This window comes from Sulfitobacter sp. EhC04, from assembly GCF_001650875.1.
GTDB lineage: Bacteria > Pseudomonadota > Alphaproteobacteria > Rhodobacterales > Rhodobacteraceae > Sulfitobacter.
This window is the reverse complement of the sequence record NZ_LXYI01000011.1, coordinates 27,536-45,257: the sequence shown is the minus strand read 5'-3', so window position 1 is coordinate 45,257 and position 17,722 is coordinate 27,536. Positions and strand designations below refer to the sequence as shown.

At 62.5% G+C, this 17,722-nt stretch carries 12 protein-coding genes; 8 read left to right on the top strand and 4 right to left on the bottom strand.

Annotated features, from left to right (window positions below; translation table 11 throughout):
• Positions 1-32 precede the first annotated feature (32 nt).
• The 6 genes from A8B82_RS06590 (at position 33) to dtd (ending at position 4,716) form a co-directional block, all read left to right on the top strand.
• Complete coding sequence (locus A8B82_RS06590; RefSeq protein ID WP_235604632.1) at positions 33-563, top strand: cytochrome b; 531 nt, start codon at positions 33-35, stop codon at positions 561-563.
• A 280-nt stretch (positions 564-843) separates the two neighbouring features.
• Positions 844-1,398 (top strand): cytochrome b/b6 domain-containing protein, encoded by a 555-nt coding sequence (locus A8B82_RS06585; protein ID WP_067289887.1) that lies wholly within the window; start codon positions 844-846, stop codon positions 1,396-1,398.
• A gap of 200 nt (positions 1,399-1,598) precedes the next feature.
• A complete protein-coding gene (locus A8B82_RS06580; RefSeq protein WP_161489427.1) occupies positions 1,599-2,354 on the top strand; it encodes a GIY-YIG nuclease family protein in 756 nt (251 codons plus the stop codon).
• Positions 2,355-2,492: 138 nt separating this feature from the next.
• On the top strand, positions 2,493-3,599 hold the full coding sequence (locus A8B82_RS06575) for a TFIIB-type zinc finger domain-containing protein (protein ID WP_067289884.1): 1,107 nt from the start codon (positions 2,493-2,495) through the stop codon (positions 3,597-3,599).
• Positions 3,596-4,270, top strand: coding sequence for a nitroreductase (locus tag A8B82_RS06570; RefSeq protein ID WP_067289882.1), 675 nt, complete (start codon positions 3,596-3,598; stop codon positions 4,268-4,270). Before A8B82_RS06575 ends, A8B82_RS06570 begins: the two co-directional genes overlap by 4 nt.
• On the top strand, positions 4,270-4,716 hold the full coding sequence (dtd, locus tag A8B82_RS06565; protein ID WP_067289879.1) for a D-aminoacyl-tRNA deacylase: 447 nt from the start codon (positions 4,270-4,272) through the stop codon (positions 4,714-4,716). The genes A8B82_RS06570 and dtd overlap by 1 nt, the downstream gene beginning before the upstream one ends.
• A 324-nt stretch (positions 4,717-5,040) precedes the next feature.
• Here dtd and A8B82_RS06560 read toward each other — a convergent pair whose 3' ends face one another.
• The 4 genes from A8B82_RS06560 to A8B82_RS06545 form a co-directional block, all read right to left on the bottom strand.
• Positions 5,041-6,231: an HlyD family efflux transporter periplasmic adaptor subunit gene (locus tag A8B82_RS06560; RefSeq protein WP_067289878.1), complete on the bottom strand. Its 1,191-nt coding sequence runs from the start codon at positions 6,229-6,231 to the stop codon at positions 5,041-5,043.
• Positions 6,228-8,459, bottom strand: coding sequence for an ATP-binding cassette domain-containing protein (locus A8B82_RS06555; RefSeq protein WP_067289876.1), 2,232 nt, complete (start codon positions 8,457-8,459; stop codon positions 6,228-6,230). The genes A8B82_RS06560 and A8B82_RS06555 overlap by 4 nt, the downstream gene beginning before the upstream one ends.
• Positions 8,456-9,778: a TolC family protein gene (locus A8B82_RS06550; protein WP_067289874.1), complete on the bottom strand. Its 1,323-nt coding sequence runs from the start codon at positions 9,776-9,778 to the stop codon at positions 8,456-8,458. The genes A8B82_RS06555 and A8B82_RS06550 overlap by 4 nt, the downstream gene beginning before the upstream one ends.
• Positions 9,779-9,854: 76 nt before the next feature.
• Positions 9,855-13,688: an Ig-like domain-containing protein gene (locus tag A8B82_RS06545; protein WP_067289871.1), complete on the bottom strand. Its 3,834-nt coding sequence runs from the start codon at positions 13,686-13,688 to the stop codon at positions 9,855-9,857.
• 308 nt (positions 13,689-13,996) lie between these two features.
• Here A8B82_RS06545 and A8B82_RS06540 point away from each other — a divergent pair, with 308 nt between their 5' ends.
• Both A8B82_RS06540 and A8B82_RS06535 read left to right on the top strand, forming a co-directional pair.
• Complete coding sequence (locus A8B82_RS06540) at positions 13,997-15,991, top strand: CocE/NonD family hydrolase (protein WP_067289868.1); 1,995 nt, start codon at positions 13,997-13,999, stop codon at positions 15,989-15,991.
• Positions 15,992-16,112: 121 nt separating this feature from the next.
• On the top strand, positions 16,113-17,711 hold the full coding sequence (locus tag A8B82_RS06535) for an ABC transporter substrate-binding protein (RefSeq protein WP_067289865.1): 1,599 nt from the start codon (positions 16,113-16,115) through the stop codon (positions 17,709-17,711).
• Positions 17,712-17,722 lie beyond the last annotated feature (11 nt).

Genomic DNA, 17,722 nt, shown 5'->3' with positions numbered 1-17,722 from the left:
GCGCGCCGAGGGAAAAGACGACGGGCAGGCCTGTGACACAGGACCACGTATCGGAAAACATCGGAACCACAGCCATGGCCACCAAATCCTCCTACTCCAGCCTTCAGATCGCGCTGCATTGGCTCATCGCCATCCTCATCGCCGCCGCATGGTTCTTGGGGGACGGCATGGGCCGTATCCTCGACAAGCGGATCGAGGCGGGCACCACCGGGATCGAGGGCAACACGCTGCACGTCTGGATCGGCGGCGCGGTCCTCCTGCTGGTGCTGATCCGGCTTGTGGTGCGGTTCGTTTCCGGCGCACCCGAGCCGGTCGCGGGGAACCCGAGCTGGCAGGACAAGGCCGCGCTCTGGGGGCATCGGGCGCTCTATCTCTTCATGATCCTGGTGCCTGCCCTCGGCGCAGCCGCCTGGTACGGCCATGTCAAGCCGGCGGCAGAAGCGCATGAGATCGCCGTGAACATCCTGGTGATCCTGATCAGCGGTCATACGCTCATGGCGCTTTATCACCACTACGTGGCCCGCGACGGCACGCTGCGCCGCATGGTGCCCTTCCTGCGGTGACCCGCCAGGGCGCGGGTTTTTCCATCGGGCACGCCGGTTTTCGTTGGTGACGACAGGGCGAGGGAAGGGCTGGCCCTGTCGGGCCACAGCAATCGGGTGGCGCCGGTCGAAACTTTTGGCGGCTCTCCGCCGTGAATGTCCGGGAATGCTCAGAGGTCTTCATATCCTTCCGGCGCTATCCGCGTCTGCCTGCCTGCGCTGCAACGCGGGGCATAGGCACCCTTTTGCCACTGTGCGCCGAGGGTTCCTGTCCCGCGCAACACCTCGGTGGTCCTGAGCGATGCGGCGCGGCCTTTTCGCCCGCCTGCCCGCACGGCGCAGCGCGCTGAAAGCGATGCACTGGGCCATGGTGCCGATGCTGATCTGGTTCCTCCTTGTCACCCCCGATGATGTGCTGCCTTTCGGGCCGACTGCCTTTCAGGCGCATTCGGCGCTGGCGCTGGTCTTTGTTACTGTCTGCCTTTGGTGGACGGCGGATTACCTGCGCCGGGGCCTGGCCAGCCGACCGGGGCCAAAGCTGCCCCCCTGGGGGCGAAAGATGCATCAATGGATGCACAGGGCGCTGATCTGGGGCCTGTTCGGGGTGGCGGTCACGGGGTTTCTGCTCGGGCTAACTTCTGCCACCCTGCTGAAGGCGGGCGGCGTGCTGCCCATCGCCCCGCCGCTGGGCCTGAGACGCGCCAATGAGATCATCGGGCAGATCCACATCTTTGAGTTCTACCTGCTGGCCGCGATTGCACTGGGCCATGCGGGGTTTCACATCTGGCGGCATTTGCGCCTGCGCGACAATGCCCTGCGCATCATGGCCCCCCGCGCCCTGCACCGGTTTTTGTGAACACCGTCTGGAAGCCCCCGCGCATCGGCGCTAACCTGCCGCAAAGACTGCACCGGAGCCAGCATGGAAGACGACCCGATACCCGCCCCAAAGGCCGAGCACCGCTTTCCATGTGACAGCTGTGGGTCGGACCTGCCTTCATGTTTATGCGGCACCACTATTTGAACTGACATTATTGAATGACTTTCTCGGACACCAAAATGCTGATTATGAGAAAATCCGACGTTGTTCGAAGGATGCGGCCTTACCAAGAAAAGCTTGCGCAACTGATGATCGACGATATCTGCGATGGTAAGTTGCCAACGACAATCAAGGAGATTCAAAACCGGTACAGAGACCACATAGGTCCTGAGTTGCGATTTGAAACCAATCGCGGCTGGAACGGTGACATACGAGATGCAGCGATCTGGACACTTGTCAAAAACGGCTTCGCAAAAATGGGAGCCGTGCAACTTGCCACCGAAACACCTGATGGACACCAAACTCTTGAGAAATGGAAGGTAAGCCGGGAAGAGTTACACATCGCGGCACAGATCGAGATCAGCTATGGTGGCAACAGAAAAACGTTTGCACGCTGGACCGAGAGCGCAAGACACACACAGGTGCACTATGCTGGGTCAGGCGCAGTATATGTCTACACAGACAGCCGTCTGGACCATCTGGGGGACGTCTGCACCAAGATCGGTCGCCATGAATACAGCGGGATTGGTAACGTAAGAACCCGAATTCTGCAGCAGTACGGAACCAGCACGCCGGGCATCCCGATTTTATGGCATATTTTCAGAACAGATAGAGAAAAAGACCTCGAAAACCATCTCCACCGGAAGTTTTCCAAAATGCGCATAACTGGCGGGTTTGGAAGCGAGTGGTTCCAGGTTTCGCCAGATGAGGTCTTTTCAGCAGTAAGAGATGCGGCCGAGGATTGGGGCCTGACGTCTGCGGATGGGAACGATTGACATTGATTGTGCAAGGGATCGTGCGGACAACGATTGATCGCAAGTTCACCTTATTATGATCGCTTCCTTTTTGCGCAACCGTCTGGAAGCCCCCGCGCATCGGCGCTAACCTGCCGCAAAGACTGCACCGGAGCCAGCATGGAAGACGACCCGATATCCGCCCCAAAGGCCGAGCACCGCTTTCCCTGTGACAGTTGCGGGTCGGACCTGCGCTATGATCCCGGTGCCGGGCGGCTGATCTGCGATCATTGTGGCAACCAACAGGCCCTTGGCGGGGGCGGCGCGCCGGTCAGGCCGATAGCCGAACTGGATCTGGAAACCGGGTTTGCCGCAGCGCTCGATGCGGGCGAGATGCGGGAAACTCGCGTCACCAATTGTCCGAACTGTGCCGCACAGGTCGAATTCGAAGGGCCGGACCACGCCACCGAATGCCCGTTCTGCGCAACCCCCGTGGTGGTGGACACCGGCGTCAGCCGCCAGATCAAGCCACGCGGTGTGCTGCCCTTTGCACTGGACGAGGCGACAGCCCGCGACGCCATGTCGACCTGGCTGGGCCGGCTGTGGTTCGCCCCCGGCGGCCTGCAGGAATACGCCCGCAAGGGCCGCCGGATGCAGGGCATCTATGTGCCCTACTGGACCTATGATGCCGATACGAAATCGTCCTACAGGGGTGAGCGCGGCACGGTCTATTACGAGACACGCACGGTCACGCGCGATGGCAAGAAGGTGCAGGAGCAGATCCCCAAGGTGCGCTGGCAACCTGCGTCGGGCCGGGTCAAACGGTTCTTCGACGATGTGCTGGTACTGGCCTCGAACTCGCTTCCCAAGCGGTATACCGATGCGCTGGAGCCCTGGGATCTGGCCGCACTGGAACCCTATGCGCCCGAATACCTTGCCGGGTTCCGGGCCGAAGCCTATGCCGTGTCGCTGCAGGACGGTTTCGCGCAGGCACGTGACCACATGGACCGGGTGATCGAACGCGATGTGCGCTTTGACATCGGTGGCGACCGGCAACGTGTCCACGGGATCGAGACCCAGCTTGGCAATCTGACCTTCAAGCACATCCTGCTGCCGGTCTGGCTGGCGGCCTACAAGTACCGGGGCAAGACCTATCGTTTCGTGGTGAATGGCCGCACCGGCCGGGTCCAGGGCGAACGCCCCTATTCGGCCATCAAGATCGCGATTGCGGTTGTTCTTGGCCTGATCGCCGCAGCAATCATCGGATATCTGGCAGCACAGCAATGACCCAATACGATACATTCACCGACATCCTGCAGGCCCGCTATTCCTGCCGCGCCTTCCGCCCCGATCCGGTGCCGGATGCGATCATCGAGCAGATCGTCACCGCCGCGCGCCATGTGCCGTCCTGGTGCAATGCCCAGCCCTGGCAAGTCAGCGTGACGCGCGGCGCGGCGACCGACCGTTTTCGCGACGCGCTGAGCGAGGCCGCAGCCGAAGGCACAACACCTGCGCCCGACCTGGACTGGCCCAAGGGCTATTCCGGCGCCTATGCGGAGCGCCGCCGCACCTGCGGGTTCCAGTTGTATGATGCGTTGGGGATCGAGAAGTCGGACCGCAAGGCGCGGATGGCCCAGATGCAGCGCAACTATGCGCTTTTTGACGCGCCACATGTGGCGATCATCCATTCCCCGGACGAACTTGGGGCCTATGGGGCGATGGACACCGGCGGCTTTGTCACCGCCTTTACCCTTGCAGCGACGGCCCTGGGGGTCGCGACCATCCCGCAGGCCGCCATCGCGGCCTATGCGCCACTGGTCAAGGACCTGCTGGGGATCGGCGAAGATCGCCTTGTGCTTTGCGCGATTTCCTTTGGCTACGCGGATGCGGATGCGCCCGCGAACCGATTTCGCACGGAACGGGCCACGCCCGCCGATATCATCGACTGGCAGGACTGATGCGCGCGCTGTTGCAACGGGTGACCCAGGCCTCTGTCACTGTCGCGGGCGAACCGGTCGGACAGATCGAGGCGGGTCTGCTGATCCTGGTCTGTGCCATGCCGGAGGATACCGAGACCACCGGCGAGGCGCTGGCGCTGAAAATCTCGAAGCTGCGGCTTTTCAAGGATGACGCGGGCAAGATGAACCTCAGCCTGGCCCAGACCGGCGGGGCGGCATTGGTGGTCAGCCAGTTCACCCTTGCCGCGGATACGTCGCGGGGCACGCGGCCCGGATTTTCCTATGCTGCCAAACCCGACCTCGCCCGCGCGCTATATGAGCATTTCGTGGTGAGCCTTCAGGGTCTGGGCATCACCACCCAGACCGGCGCTTTCGGGGCCGAGATGTCGGTGGCGCTGGTGAATGACGGGCCGGTGACAATCTGGCTGGACACGCAGGCACCTTGATCCGGTGGGGCCCTGGAACTTCTATAGATTTTATCATGAATGAACGGTTGGCCGGATGGCGCCCATGGGCACTCGGCACGATGCCAGCGGGCCGCCGTTCTGCGGTGCCCTGCGCCGGGAGCCGGGCCGACAATCAAGACTGAGACTGAGACTGAGACTGAGACTGAGACTGAGACTGAGACTGAGATATGGCACCACCCCTTTGCAAAAGATGACATGTCAAAAATGACATGTCATCATTTGTCGAGTGAGCCGAAACGGCAAGACAGGGCTGCCTGAAGTCCGGTGTCGCGGCACAGGTCGCCCCCCAAACCGCACCCAACCCTATGGCTCGCGAAACGCCTCGCGCGATTTGTACAAAGGTTTCAGCAGGTATTGCAGCACCGTCTTTGCACCTGTGTGCAATTCCACGCTGGCCTGCATCCCCGGCCTGATCTGCAACGACGCCTGCCGTTCCGTCAGATGCGCTGTATCGACCTCGACCTTGACCTTGTAATGCGGATTGCCGTCGGGATCGCGGGACCGTTCATCCTTGAAGGTATCGGCTGAGATCAGCTTCACCCGGCCCTTCAGCGTGCCGTAAATCGTGTAGTCATAGGCGCTCAGCTTGACCGTCGCCTCCTGCCCCGGACGCACGCCCGCGATGTTTTCGGGCTTGACCCGCGCCTCGACGAACAATTCCTCGTCCAGCGGGATGATCTGCAATATCTCTTCGCCGGGGCGCACCACGCCGCCGATGGTGGTGACGCTGAGGTTGTTGACGATGCCGCGCATCGGGCTGACCAGGATCGTCCGATTCAACTGGTCCGTGCTGGCCTTGAGGTTCTGGCGCAGTGTGCTCAGCTCCTTGAGCACGTCGGAATATTCCTGCGCCCGGTCCAGCTCCGATTGGGTCACGATCTCATCATACTTGATACGGGCATCCGCATGGACCTTGCGGGCACGGGTGGCCTCGATCATCGACACGATCTTGCGCTCCAGCAGATCATCCATCAGTTGCCGTTCCTTGGTGGCTTCGGCCAGAACCCGCTTTGCCCCCTCGGTCCGTGAGACAAAGTCGGACTGCCGCGCCTGCAACAGCGTGCGTTCAGAGGCCACGATGTCCGGTGTGCGTGTCGCCAGCGCCTCTGGCACCGCAAAATCGAACTGGCCCGCCAGTTCCGCTTCCAGCCGCAGGCGGCGGATCTCGAAGGCCGATATCTGATCTTGCAGATCATCGACCGAGGATTTGAACTGTGTCCCGTGCAGACGGGCCAGCACATCGCCCTTTTCCACCACATCGCCCTCGCCCACCGCAAGTTCGGCCAGAATGCCGCCCTCAAGGTTTTGAATGATCTGTGGCCGCGAGGAGGAGATCATCGACCCTTCCGCGCGCACGATCTCATCGACCCAGGCAAAGGCCGCCCAGATCACGAAGACCAGCACCGCAGCACCGCACAGCCAGATCACGGCAGAGGGTCCGCGCATCTCGCGGCCCAGTTGCGTCTCAAGCTGGGTCGGGTTCACAAAGGTCATGCGGCATGCCCCTTATTCTTGCTGGCAATATGGTGCAGGACCTTGTCCTTGGGACCGTCGATTGTCATTCGTCCGGCCTGAAGGACCATGGTGCGGTTGGTCAGCGCCAGAATGGGCGCCCGGTGCGTCGCGATGATGGCCGTGCGACCCGCCATCCAGACCTGCAACCGGGCCACCAGCGTCGCCTCAAGGGTCTGATCCAGTGCAGCGGTGGGTTCATCCAGCAGGCAGATTTTCGGGTCCTGCAACCACAGCCGCGCCCAGCCGATGGACTGGCGCTGTCCGATGCTCAGCCCCGCGCCATTGTCCTTGATTTCCAGGTCCAGCCCCTTGGGGTGCGCCTGCACAAAGGGGCCAAGCCCCGCAAATTCCAATGCCTTCATCAGGCGCGCATCGTCGCGTTCCAGCATCGTCAGGTTCAGGTTGTCGCGCAGGGTGCCCGCAAACAGCCGCACATCCTGCCCCAGATAGCCGATCAGCCGCCGCAGGTCGCGGGGTTCAATCTGGGCCATCTCCGTGCCGTCGATCAACACCCGCCCCGTCACAGGCGCATAAAGCCCGCTCATCAGTTTCAGCAAGGACGACTTGCCGGAGCCATTGGCCCCCAGAACGGCGACCTTTTGCCCCGGCAGGATCGCCAGCCCCGCGATGTCCACGATCGGCGCGCCGTCGTCTTCGTAGCGGAATGTCACATCGCGGAATTCGAAATGCCCCTTGAGCGTCTCGCGCCGCAGGTAGGTCCGCGCCTCATCGGCGTCCTGCGGGGCCTGGGCCACCGACTCCAGCCCGTCGAGGGCGGATTTGACGTTGCCCCAGCGCGCCATCGTACCGGCCAGCTGGGTCAGCGGGGCCAGCGTGCGCCCGGTCAGGATACCCACGGCAATAATCGAACCAACGGTAAATTCCCCGGCAAAGACCAGATAGGTCCCCATGATCACGGCGCTGACATAGGTGGCCTGCTGCACCCCCTGGCTCCAGAAGGTCAGCATGGAGGCCAGCTTGCGCTGTTCGGAGGATTTCATGGCCGAGAGCGTGTTCAGCTCGGACCACAGCCGCATCACGCGGTCCTCGCCGCGCTGGGTCTTGAGCGTGTCCAGTTCGAAGATCGTCTCATGCAGCAGGCGAGAGGATTTTGCCGATGCGCCCTGAGTTTCCTGGGTCAGCCGGATCATCCGCTTTTGCAGAAAGAATCCCGGCACCACCATCAGGATGCCCCCCAGCACCAGCACCCAGACAACATTGCCCGCGATGCTGGCCACGAGGAACAGAAAGACAAAGATAAACGGCAGATCCGCCAACGTGCCCACGGTCGAGGCGGTAAAGAATTCACGCACCGATCCGAATTCGCGCATCGCGGAAAAGACCTGGTTCGGGGCCTGCCCCTTGCTGTCGGAGCGCATGCCCAAGATGCGCCGCATCAGAATCTGCAACACACCCAGTTCGATCTGACGGCCTGCCCCGTCCATCAGCCGGGCGCGGGCGATCTTGATGAAGGCCTCCATCAGCAAGGCAAGGCCTGCGCCCGCGGCCAGCACCCAAAGCGTCGCCTCGGACTGATGCGGGATCACCCGGTCGTAGACCTGCAGGGAAAACAGCGCCACCGCCACCGCGAGCAGGTTCGCCACAAACGATCCCAGGGCGACCTCTGCCATCTGGCGGCGAAAGCGGTCGAACTGGCCCCAGAACCAATGGCGGGGCTTGCTTTCCGTCTTGTGGGTCTCGGCCACTTTTGTCAGTGGCGCTTCGGCACGCACGATCATGCCGGCAAAGAAGGGTTGGAATTCGGCAACCGGCACCTGCGCGCGGTTGTCCGTGCAGGTCTGGTCAAAGACGATCAGATCGCCGCGCGACTGCCCCAGCACCAGCAGCACCTGCCCCGATGTCATATAGGCCAGCGCGGGCCAGAGCGCGGGCGTCAGCCCCTCAACCTTTGCGACCTGCGCCAGCAGGCCAAGGTGTTTCAGCCCGTGGCTGATTGCTGCGGCCTCTGCTGCCGGTCCCGCACCTTCGCGGGTTGCGCTGCCGATAGCCTCGAACAGGTCCCGCGCCACCGCCTCGACCCCCAGCAACCCGGCATAGGTTGTGGCCAGCCGCGCACGGGCCGCGATGCGGTCTTCGAAACGGTTCGAGTTCTGGGCGCTGGCCACGGCGGCTGCGGTATTTGCCGGGGCAATGCGGCCCTGGTTGCCATTGGTGATGGTCAGGGTAAAGGCGCGCTTGTCGGTCAAATCTGATCCCCGTCCGCCAGCACGCCCAGAAGCCGGGCCATCTCCAGCCGCAGGCGGGCCGCCTCGTATTTCAGGCTGACCTCGGCCTGCTGCTGGCGGGCAAAAGTCTCGTAGACGCCCACCACATCCATGACTTGCCGCTGGCCCGCGTCATATTGCTGTTGAAACAGATCAAGGTTCCCCTTGGCCTGCGCCGTGAGGCGGGCAGCCTCACCTGCCTGGCGCGACTTGGCGGCAATCTGGCTTTCCAGTTTTCGCAAGCTGCGCGAGGCATCCTCCTGCGCCTGCGCCACACGGCGGGCGGCGGTTTCCTTGGCGGCCTCGATGGCCTGAAGCGTGGCACCGGTGCCAAAGCCGATCAGGCTGTCGGTGGTCACACGCAAGCCGACATTGGTGCTGGCCCCGACGGTGCCCCCGGCGGAAAGCCCCGGCAGCTGGCCCGCGCGCTCTACCTTGGCCCTTGCGATGCTGCGGGTTTTCTCCGCTTCGGCCAGCACCACGGTCAGCGGCTGGGCCGCATGGGCGCTGACCGCAAGCTCCGTCACGCCGCGCAGGTCGGACACCGGCTGGATCGACATTGCATTCAATTCTGCCAGCGACGTCCGCGCAAGTTCGGCGTTGGCGGTCCGGGTCGCGCGGATTTCGGCCAGTTTCTGGCGCAGGATATTGAGGTCGGACATGTCCGAGACGCCACCGCGCACCCGTTCGCCCATGACATATTCGAAATGGCCCATATCGCGCAGAGCGGCCTCTGACAGCATCGCCTTTTCGCGTGCTTCGGCGGCGGTGACATATAGCGTCAGCCCGGTATGAACCCGGTCGTTGGTATCGACGGCAAGGGTGACAGCCGCGACCTCGACATCGGCAATTGCAAATTCGCGCTCACCCTTCTTGCGGCCATTGTCAAACAGGACCTGATCCACCACCAGATTGGCCACCACCGATCCCAGCGAGGTCAGGCTGATGTCAGGCCCGATGCGCGGCAGCCAGTTCTTGCTTGCGGCCTCCGAACGCAGGCGCGCGGCGCGCAGTTCCGCTTCTGCCGCGCGCGAATTGGCGGCCAGAACCGCCGTTGCCACCTGCTCGAAACTGCTGCCTGGCGGCAGGGCGGACCGGCGCGCGGCAAGGCCCTGGATGATCTGGCTATCGGCATTCACGTTTTCGCTGTGGGTCTTCTGGCCCGGTGCCAGCGGATCGGCAAATCTGGTGCGCGAAACGATGTTGTCCGCCACCCAGCCATTTCCCATGTCGGCAAGACAGCCCGACAGGGTGACTGCAATTGCGCAGGCCCCGAAAGCCCCTTTTACACCGTATGTCATGCCCTGCCCTCAATAGCCGGTTCGTTCTGGGGGCGCGGGTCATTTGCCGCCCGCGCCTCCCTCGTCGTTTGTCGGCTCAGATCACCACTGTCACATCGTCGTCGATGTAAAGCGTGCCCTCCTCGCCCAAGGTATAGATATCGTAGCTCTGACCGTCGCGGACGGTGGACCCGGCGCGCACCGCGCCGGTGACCGTCACCGTATCGTCGGCACCGCCATCAATCTGCAACTCGTTGGTGTTGGAGGACAGGTCCAGCAGCGTCGCCTCGTTGATCGTTAGGTTGCCTTCCTCGGCAAAGCTCAGATCAATAGTCTCGATGTTGTAGTTGCCCAGTACATCCGCATTCAGCGCAACCTCGGAGTTCACGGATTCGTCGTCCAGAACCACATAGGTGCCAGAGCTGTTGCCCGCATCATCCGTGGCAGTGATCACCAGATGCGACCCGTCCGGGACCTGGGTGCCGAACTGGAAGTTGGTTTCGTTGATCTGAGGAATATCCACGGATGTGGCATCGACCTCGGTCACCGTGCCGTTGTTATTGACCTGATGAACCTCGATCGTCTCGTCGTTGATCTCTGTCGAAATGCCCCGGATGCCGTCACCGTCACGGGTGTAGGAGGCGATGACCGGCCCCTCGGGCGCATCGGTGTCGATGGCCAGGGTATCCGACAGGGTTGCCACGTTGCCGACCGCATCGGTCGCGGTGACCACGATGGCCGCGTCATAGGTGCCCATGCGCATCGCACCCGGCGGAATGGTCAGGGACCAGTTGCCAGCCGCATCCACGGTTGCGGTGTGGTTCGCCCCGTCGAAATTGACCACAACGGTCGATCCCGCCTCGACCTGGCCACCCAGATCAATGCCGGTGGCGGCCTCGGCGGCGGAGGCCACGTCATCGGCCCCGCCCCCTGTTTCGGTCATGTTCAGCGGCACCACTTCGGTGTCGACGCGGATGCTGTCGGTCACGGTTGCGGTATTGCCCGCGGCGTCCGTAGCCTGCACGGAGACATCGGCATCATAGGTGCCCTGTGCGATCTGGCTGGCGGCATATTCCGCGATCCAGTTGCCATTTGCATCAACCACCGCGTTCACCGCCACGCCGTTCAGCGTGACCACAACGGATGTGGAGCCGACCTCGGTTGTGCCGGTGATCTGCACACCGCCCCCGTCGGTGCGTTCCAGCCCGTTGATCACGCCATCGCCCTCGACGATGTCGGCATGGATGCTCAGGTTGTCCACACGGGTGTCGACGGCAACGCTGTCCACAGCCTCCAGCACGTTGCCCGCGCTGTCGGTGGTGGCGGCGTGGATGTCGGCGGTATAGACGCCGGGCGCGACCTCAGCGGCAGAGAAGTTTGCCGTCCAGTTGCCTGCGGCATCCGTGGTCACGGTATGGCTGACGCCTGCCATGGTTACGGTCACCAGCGCGCCGGGGTTCGAGGTGCCGTTCAGCACGACGCCGTCGCTGGCCTCTGCCTCGTTCACCACATCGTCGCCTTCGACAGGTGCGGAAGAGATCGTGAGGATGCCCGCATCGCGGTCAATTTCGACGTCCTGTGTGATGGTGTCCACATTGCCCGCCGCATCGGTGGCAACCGCCGTCATCACAGCCGTTTGCGCACCGCCCGGAATTTCGGAGGTGGCAAAAGTGACTGTCCAGCTGCCATCCGCCGCGACGGTCGCCGCATGGGTGGCAGAGCCAAGCGTGACCAACACGGTCGAGCCCGGTTCGGTTGTCCCGGTCATGACAAGATCCTGCATCGCTTCTTCGATGTTGATCACGCCATCCGCGCCGCCGGTTGTCCCGGTAAAGCCAAAGTCGCGCACCAGCGTGTCGATCTCGACCTCGCCGCTGGCGGTGGAGGTGTTGCCGAAGCTGTCGGTGGCCACGGCAGTCACGGTCGCGTTCACCTCGCCGGTGGGAATTTCACCCGCCGCGAAATCACATGTCCAGTTGCCATCCGCATCGACTGTCGCCTGATGGGTGCCGGTGCCGAAGGTGACCATGACGGTCGATCCGGGCTGCGCGGTGCCGGTCAGGGTCACACCGTCAAGGCGTTCCTCTGCGTTGACTGTCCCGTCGCCTTCGACGTTTTCGGTGTCGATGGTGACATCCGTTACGGTATCGACCACCAGAACATCCGAAACTGTCGTGCTGTTGCCATAGGCGTCGGAGGTGACGATCTGCACGTCTGTGCTGTATTCACCGGACTGCAACGTGCCCGCCGCCCAAGTGACCGACCAGGTACCATCTGCGGAAACAGTGGTGCTTTGCGCGATGCCCGCGATGGTCACGACCACGGAGGCACCCGCCTCGCCGGTGCCGGTCAGCGTGACGCCATCGGCAAAGCTGGTGGCGTTAAAGAAATCATCAACCGACTGGGTGCCGCTGGTGACTGTGATCTCGGGCGCGATCGTGTCGATCTGCACCTCGCCCGTGGCCGAGGTTGCATTGCCGTAGGCATCTGTCGCCACAGCCGTAATTGTCGCCATTGTCTCGCCAGTGGGGACTTCGCCCGCAGCAAAGACCGCGCTCCATGTGCCTTGGGCGGTGGCGGTCACTGTCTGGGTGCCGGTGCCGAAGGTGACAACCACCGTGGCCCCCGCATCCGCGGTGCCTGTGACAGTCACGCCGTCGTCATGCTCTTCTGCGTTGACCACGCCATCACCGCCGATGATATCGGTGTCGATGGTGACGTTGATGACCGTATCCACCACCAGAACATCGGTGATGGTATTGGTGTTGCCGAATGCGTCGGAGGTCCAGACGGTCACGTCGGTGGTATATTCGCCCGCGTCCAGCGTGCCGTTTTCCCAGGTGACAGACCAGGTGCCATCTTCGGCCACGGTTGTCGCCTGTTCAATGCCCGCGATGGTTACAACCACGGCGGCACCGGCCTCGCCCGTACCGGTGACGGTCACACCGTCATCGAAGCCTTCGGCGTTGAAATAATCATCGACCGATTGCGTGCCCGATGTCACTTCGATCTGTGGCGGGGTCGTGTCGATCACGTACTCCGGCCCGTCCAGAACCGTGTCTTCGCCCTCTGTCGTCACGATGACCTCGGCCTCGTAGGTGCCGTCGGGGGGGAAGTTTTCGTCTTCGAAGACCGCTTCGAAAACGCCGTCTTGGTCGATGATTGTTTCGACCTGCTGGTCGCCCAGCGTGACGATGACGGCACTGCCGGGTTCGCCGCCGCCGGTGATCACCACCTGATGCGGTGCTGAATCGTCGCCGCCGATGTCGCTGGAACTGTCCGCGTCATCAACATAGGGCGTTGCCGGACCCGTGCCGCCGCCGGTGCCGCCTGTCCCACCTGTACCACCCGTGCCGCCTGTACCGCCGGTGCCTTCGCCCGCCGTGTTGCCGCCATCGGAGTTGCCGCCGCCAAGACCGCCAAGTACCGCCGCGCCGCCTGCGGCCGCCGCCGCAGCGCCCACGCCACCACCCAGCAATCCGCCACCCAGAAGCGGGGCCGCGAACATGGAAACTTCATCGTCGGCTGCGGCCGCGTTGCCCGCCACTTCGGTGCGGCCCAGATAAATCAGATCGTCGGATGGGCTCCACTTGCCCCATTCCTCTGTCGGCCCGTATTGGGCGTAAAGCTCACCACTGCCCGTATCGACCAGCGAGACCTCGTTCAGGTATCCGTCCGACGAGATGAACAGCCGGTTCGCCGGGCCCGAGACGTTGAAGTAATTCTCGATCATGATGACCCGGCCATCGGCCAGCGTCAGCACCAGATCATTGCCCGCGCGTTGCTGTCCGGCCAGATCCGTCTGTCTGAGATTTAGGGAAATTTCCTGACCTGATCCGGCCTGGATGACGTGGCTTTTCGCCTCTGAGGCAACAACACCACGCTGCAATCCGCCCGCGTTATCGCGGACGACGAAATCTATCGTCTTCATAGCACCACCACTCTACCTCGAAGCCCTCGTTCTATGCGGGACTTCTGTAATTGATTTTATTCGTGTCGACCGTTCAATCGCCCGTACACGTTTTTGTATGTCCTTGGGATACTCCGAAAATCCTTTTGAAACTAGTGCCTTTTTCTTGCCTTAGTTCATTTCAACCACAGGGAGAGAGGCATTTGACACAAATCCGGTCATGAAAGATTCGCAATTCCCAATAAGTCATAGGACATATGGAAAGCCCAAAATGTGATGGCATTCCGGCAACAGTTGACAAATTCTGCGACGCGGCAAGAGTCTGCCACATGGAGTCACCTCACAACAGCCTGCGCGACATCACCGAAGACCCCGATCTGGGCATCACCCTTTCTGACGGCTGCCGCCTGTCCGCTCGGATGTGGCGGCCGGTGGATGCCGATGCCGACCCGGTGCCGGTGATCCTGGAATACCTGCCCTACCGCAAACGTGACGGCACCTGCGCGCGCGATGCGCTGACCCATCCGTGGTTCGCGCAACGCGGATATGCCTGCCTGCGGGTGGACATGCGGGGCAATGGCGACAGCCAGGGCGTGATGGAAGATGAATACACCGCGCAGGAACAGGCCGACGCGGTCGAAGTGATCAACTGGGTCGCGGCCCAACCCTGGTGCAACGGCAATGTCGGCATGATGGGGATAAGCTGGGGCGGTTTCAACGGGTTGCAGGTGGCCGCACTTGGCCCCGATCCGCTGAAGGCCGTCATCACCCTGTGTTCCACCGTGGACCGCTTTGCCGATGATATTCATTACAAGGGCGGCTGCCTGCTGAACGAAAACCTCGGCTGGGGCGCGACCATGTGGTCCTATTCATCCAAGGCACCGGACCCGGCCCTGCGCGCGGACTGGCGCGAGATCTGGCTGGAACGGCTGGAGGCGGAACCCTTCCTGCCCGCTGTCTGGCTGCGCCACCAAAGGCGTGACGCCTATTGGCGGCATGGATCGGTGATCGAGGATTATTCCGCGATCAAGGCGAAGGTGCTGGCGATCGGCGGCTGGGGCGACGGCTACAAGAACGCGGTGCCGCAACTGGTAGAGGCCTTGCCGGGGGCCAAGGGCATTGTCGGGCCATGGGTCCACAAGTACCCGCATTTCGCCATCCCCGAACCGCGCATCGGCTTTCTGCAAGAGGCGCTGCGCTGGTGGGACCGCTGGCTCAAGGGTATCGACACCGGAGTGGAAGACGACCCCGATTACCGCGCCTACCTGATGGACGGGGTCCGCCCCGCAACATGGTACAAGCACCGCCCCGGCCGCTGGATTGCGGAACCGACAGGTGCCACGTCGCATCTCAAATCCACCACCCTGCATCTGACTGACAAGGGCATGGCCGACAGCGCAGGTCCGCTGACCGCCACCGTATCCTCCCCACCCCATTGCGGGGCGGATGCGGGCGAATACTGCGCGATCTGGCTGGGCCCCGAACTGCCCGGAGACCAGCGCAGCGACGATGCACTTTCCACCACCTTCGACAGCCCGCCGCTGGACGCGGATATGGATATCGTCGGTGCCCCCCGCATCACACTGACCCTGGCCAGCGACCAACCGCAGGCGCAGATCGCCGTGCGCCTGAACCACATCCACCCGGATGGCGCGGCCACCCGCATCACCTATGGCGTCCTGAACCTCAGCCACCGCAACGATGCAGAGGCGGTCACCCCGATGGCCCCCGGCACGCCGGTGGAAATCACCCTGAACCTGGACCACATCGCCTATCGAGTTCCGGCAGGCCACCGGCTGCGGGTGTCGATCTCTGATGCCTACTGGCCGCTGATCTGGCCCAGCCCCGCCCACACACGCCTGAGCCTGAGTGCGGGCCATATCGACCTGCCCCAGCGCCCGACGGCAGGCGGCGACGAACACCTGTTCGAACCCCCGACCGCCGCCGATCCCTGGCAAACCGAAGAACTGCGCCCCGAAGCGCATATCAGGCGGCGCGAGGTCGACATGACCACCGGCGACATCACCCTGTTCATCGAAGACGACTTTGGCGCGGTGCGCGACATGGATCACGGGTTGATCAACGGCTCGGTTGCGCGCGAGGCATGGACCATCAATCCCGATGATCTTCTTTCTGCCCGCGGCCAATGCCACTGGACCGACGAACTGGTGCGCGATGACATTTCGCTGCGGACTGAAGCGACCTGCATGATGACCAGCAGCGCAACCGCATTCCATCTCAATGCCCGCATCGAAGCCTACGAAAACGACGAGCTGATCTACGCAAGAGACATCGAAGACAACATCCCGCGCGATCACATGTAGTGTAAGCGTCACAAAAACTGCGCTATTAACCCTTGCGACAAGGTCAGAAATGCGCAAACTTGACTCAGCAATCAATAAAACGGGCGGACAAGCGCCCGATTCCAAAGGGGAGTATCAAAACATGAATGAACAACTGAAACATATGACCGGTCAGGTGGCCAAAGGCCTGATGACGCGCCGCGAATTCGTCGGCCGCGCCGCTGCTCTGGGTGTCACCGCTGCCGTTGCCAACACGATGCTGGCGGAGCGTGCCCAGGCCCAGGAAACACCCAAGCGCGGCGGCATGATTCGCATCGGCTCCTCGGGCGGTGAATCAACCAACACCCAGGACCCGGCCCTGACCGCTTCCGAAGTGCCGCTGAACAACCTTTACGCCTGGGGTGAAACCCTGGTCGAAGTCAGCCCCGACGGTACGCTTGAGCCTCGCCTTGCCGAAAGCTTCGAGGCCTCTGCCGACGCCAAGACATGGACCTTCAAGGTCCGCAAGGGCATCCCCTTCTCCAACGGCAAGGACATGACCGCCGACGACGTACTGAAGACGCTTCAGCGCCATTCGAACGAGGACAGCCAGTCCGGCGCTCTGGGCATCGTCAAGGGCATCGCGGACATGAAGGTCGATGGCGACAACGTGGTGCTGGAGCTGAACGAAGCCAACGCCGACCTGCCCTACCTGATGTCCGACTATCACCTGATCATCCAGCCGAACGGCGGCATGGACGATCCGGGTGCCGCCATCGGCACCGGGGCCTATACGCTTGAGATCGACGAACCCGGCGTGCGCCACGCCTTCAAGCGCCGCGATGACTATTGGGACAGCGAAAACCGTGGCTTTGCGGACGAGTTCGAACAGCTTGTCCTGAATGATGCCACCGCACGCACGGCGGCCCTGCAATCGGGTCAGGTGCATCTGATCAACCGCGTCGATCCAAAGGTTGCCGCGCTTCTGGCACGGGCGCCGAACCTTGAGGTGCGTAACGTCTCCGGCCCCGGCCATTACGTTTTCATCGCCCATATCGACACCGCGCCTTTCGACAACAACGACCTGCGGCTGGCGCTGAAATACGCCATCAACCGCGAGGAAATGGTGGACAAGATCCTGCGCGGCTACGGGACCGTTGGGAACGATATGCCGATCAACAAGGCCTATCCGCTGTTCGACGACACCATTCCGCAGCGCGAACATTCCATCGAAAAGGCCAAGGAACATTATGCAGCCTCCGGCCACGATGGCAGCCCGATCATCCTGCGCGTCTCTGATGGGGCCTTCCCCGGTGCGGTCGACGCCGCCGCGCTGTTCCAGCAGTCGGCGCAGGCCGCCGGTATCCCGCTGGAGATCAAGCGCGAACCCAATGACGGTTACTGGTCCGAAGTCTGGAACGTGCAGCCCTTCTGCGCCTCCTATTGGGGCGGACGTCCGGTGCAGGACCAGATGTACTCCACAGCCTATCTTTCCACCGCAGACTGGAACGACACGCGCTGGAAACGGCCAGAGTTCGACGCCATGCTGAAAGAAGCCAAGGCCGAACTGGACAACGCGAAGCGCAAGGAAATCTATTCCAAGATGGGCCGGATGCTGCGCGAAGAAGGCGGTCTGATCCTGCCGATGTTCAACGACTTCATCAACGGCGTCAGCAATGATGTCGGTGGCTGGATCGACGATCCCTACGGCGAAATGATGTCGAACCAGGCGGCAATCAAATGTTGGTTGAAGAACGCCTGATCGGGGCGTCG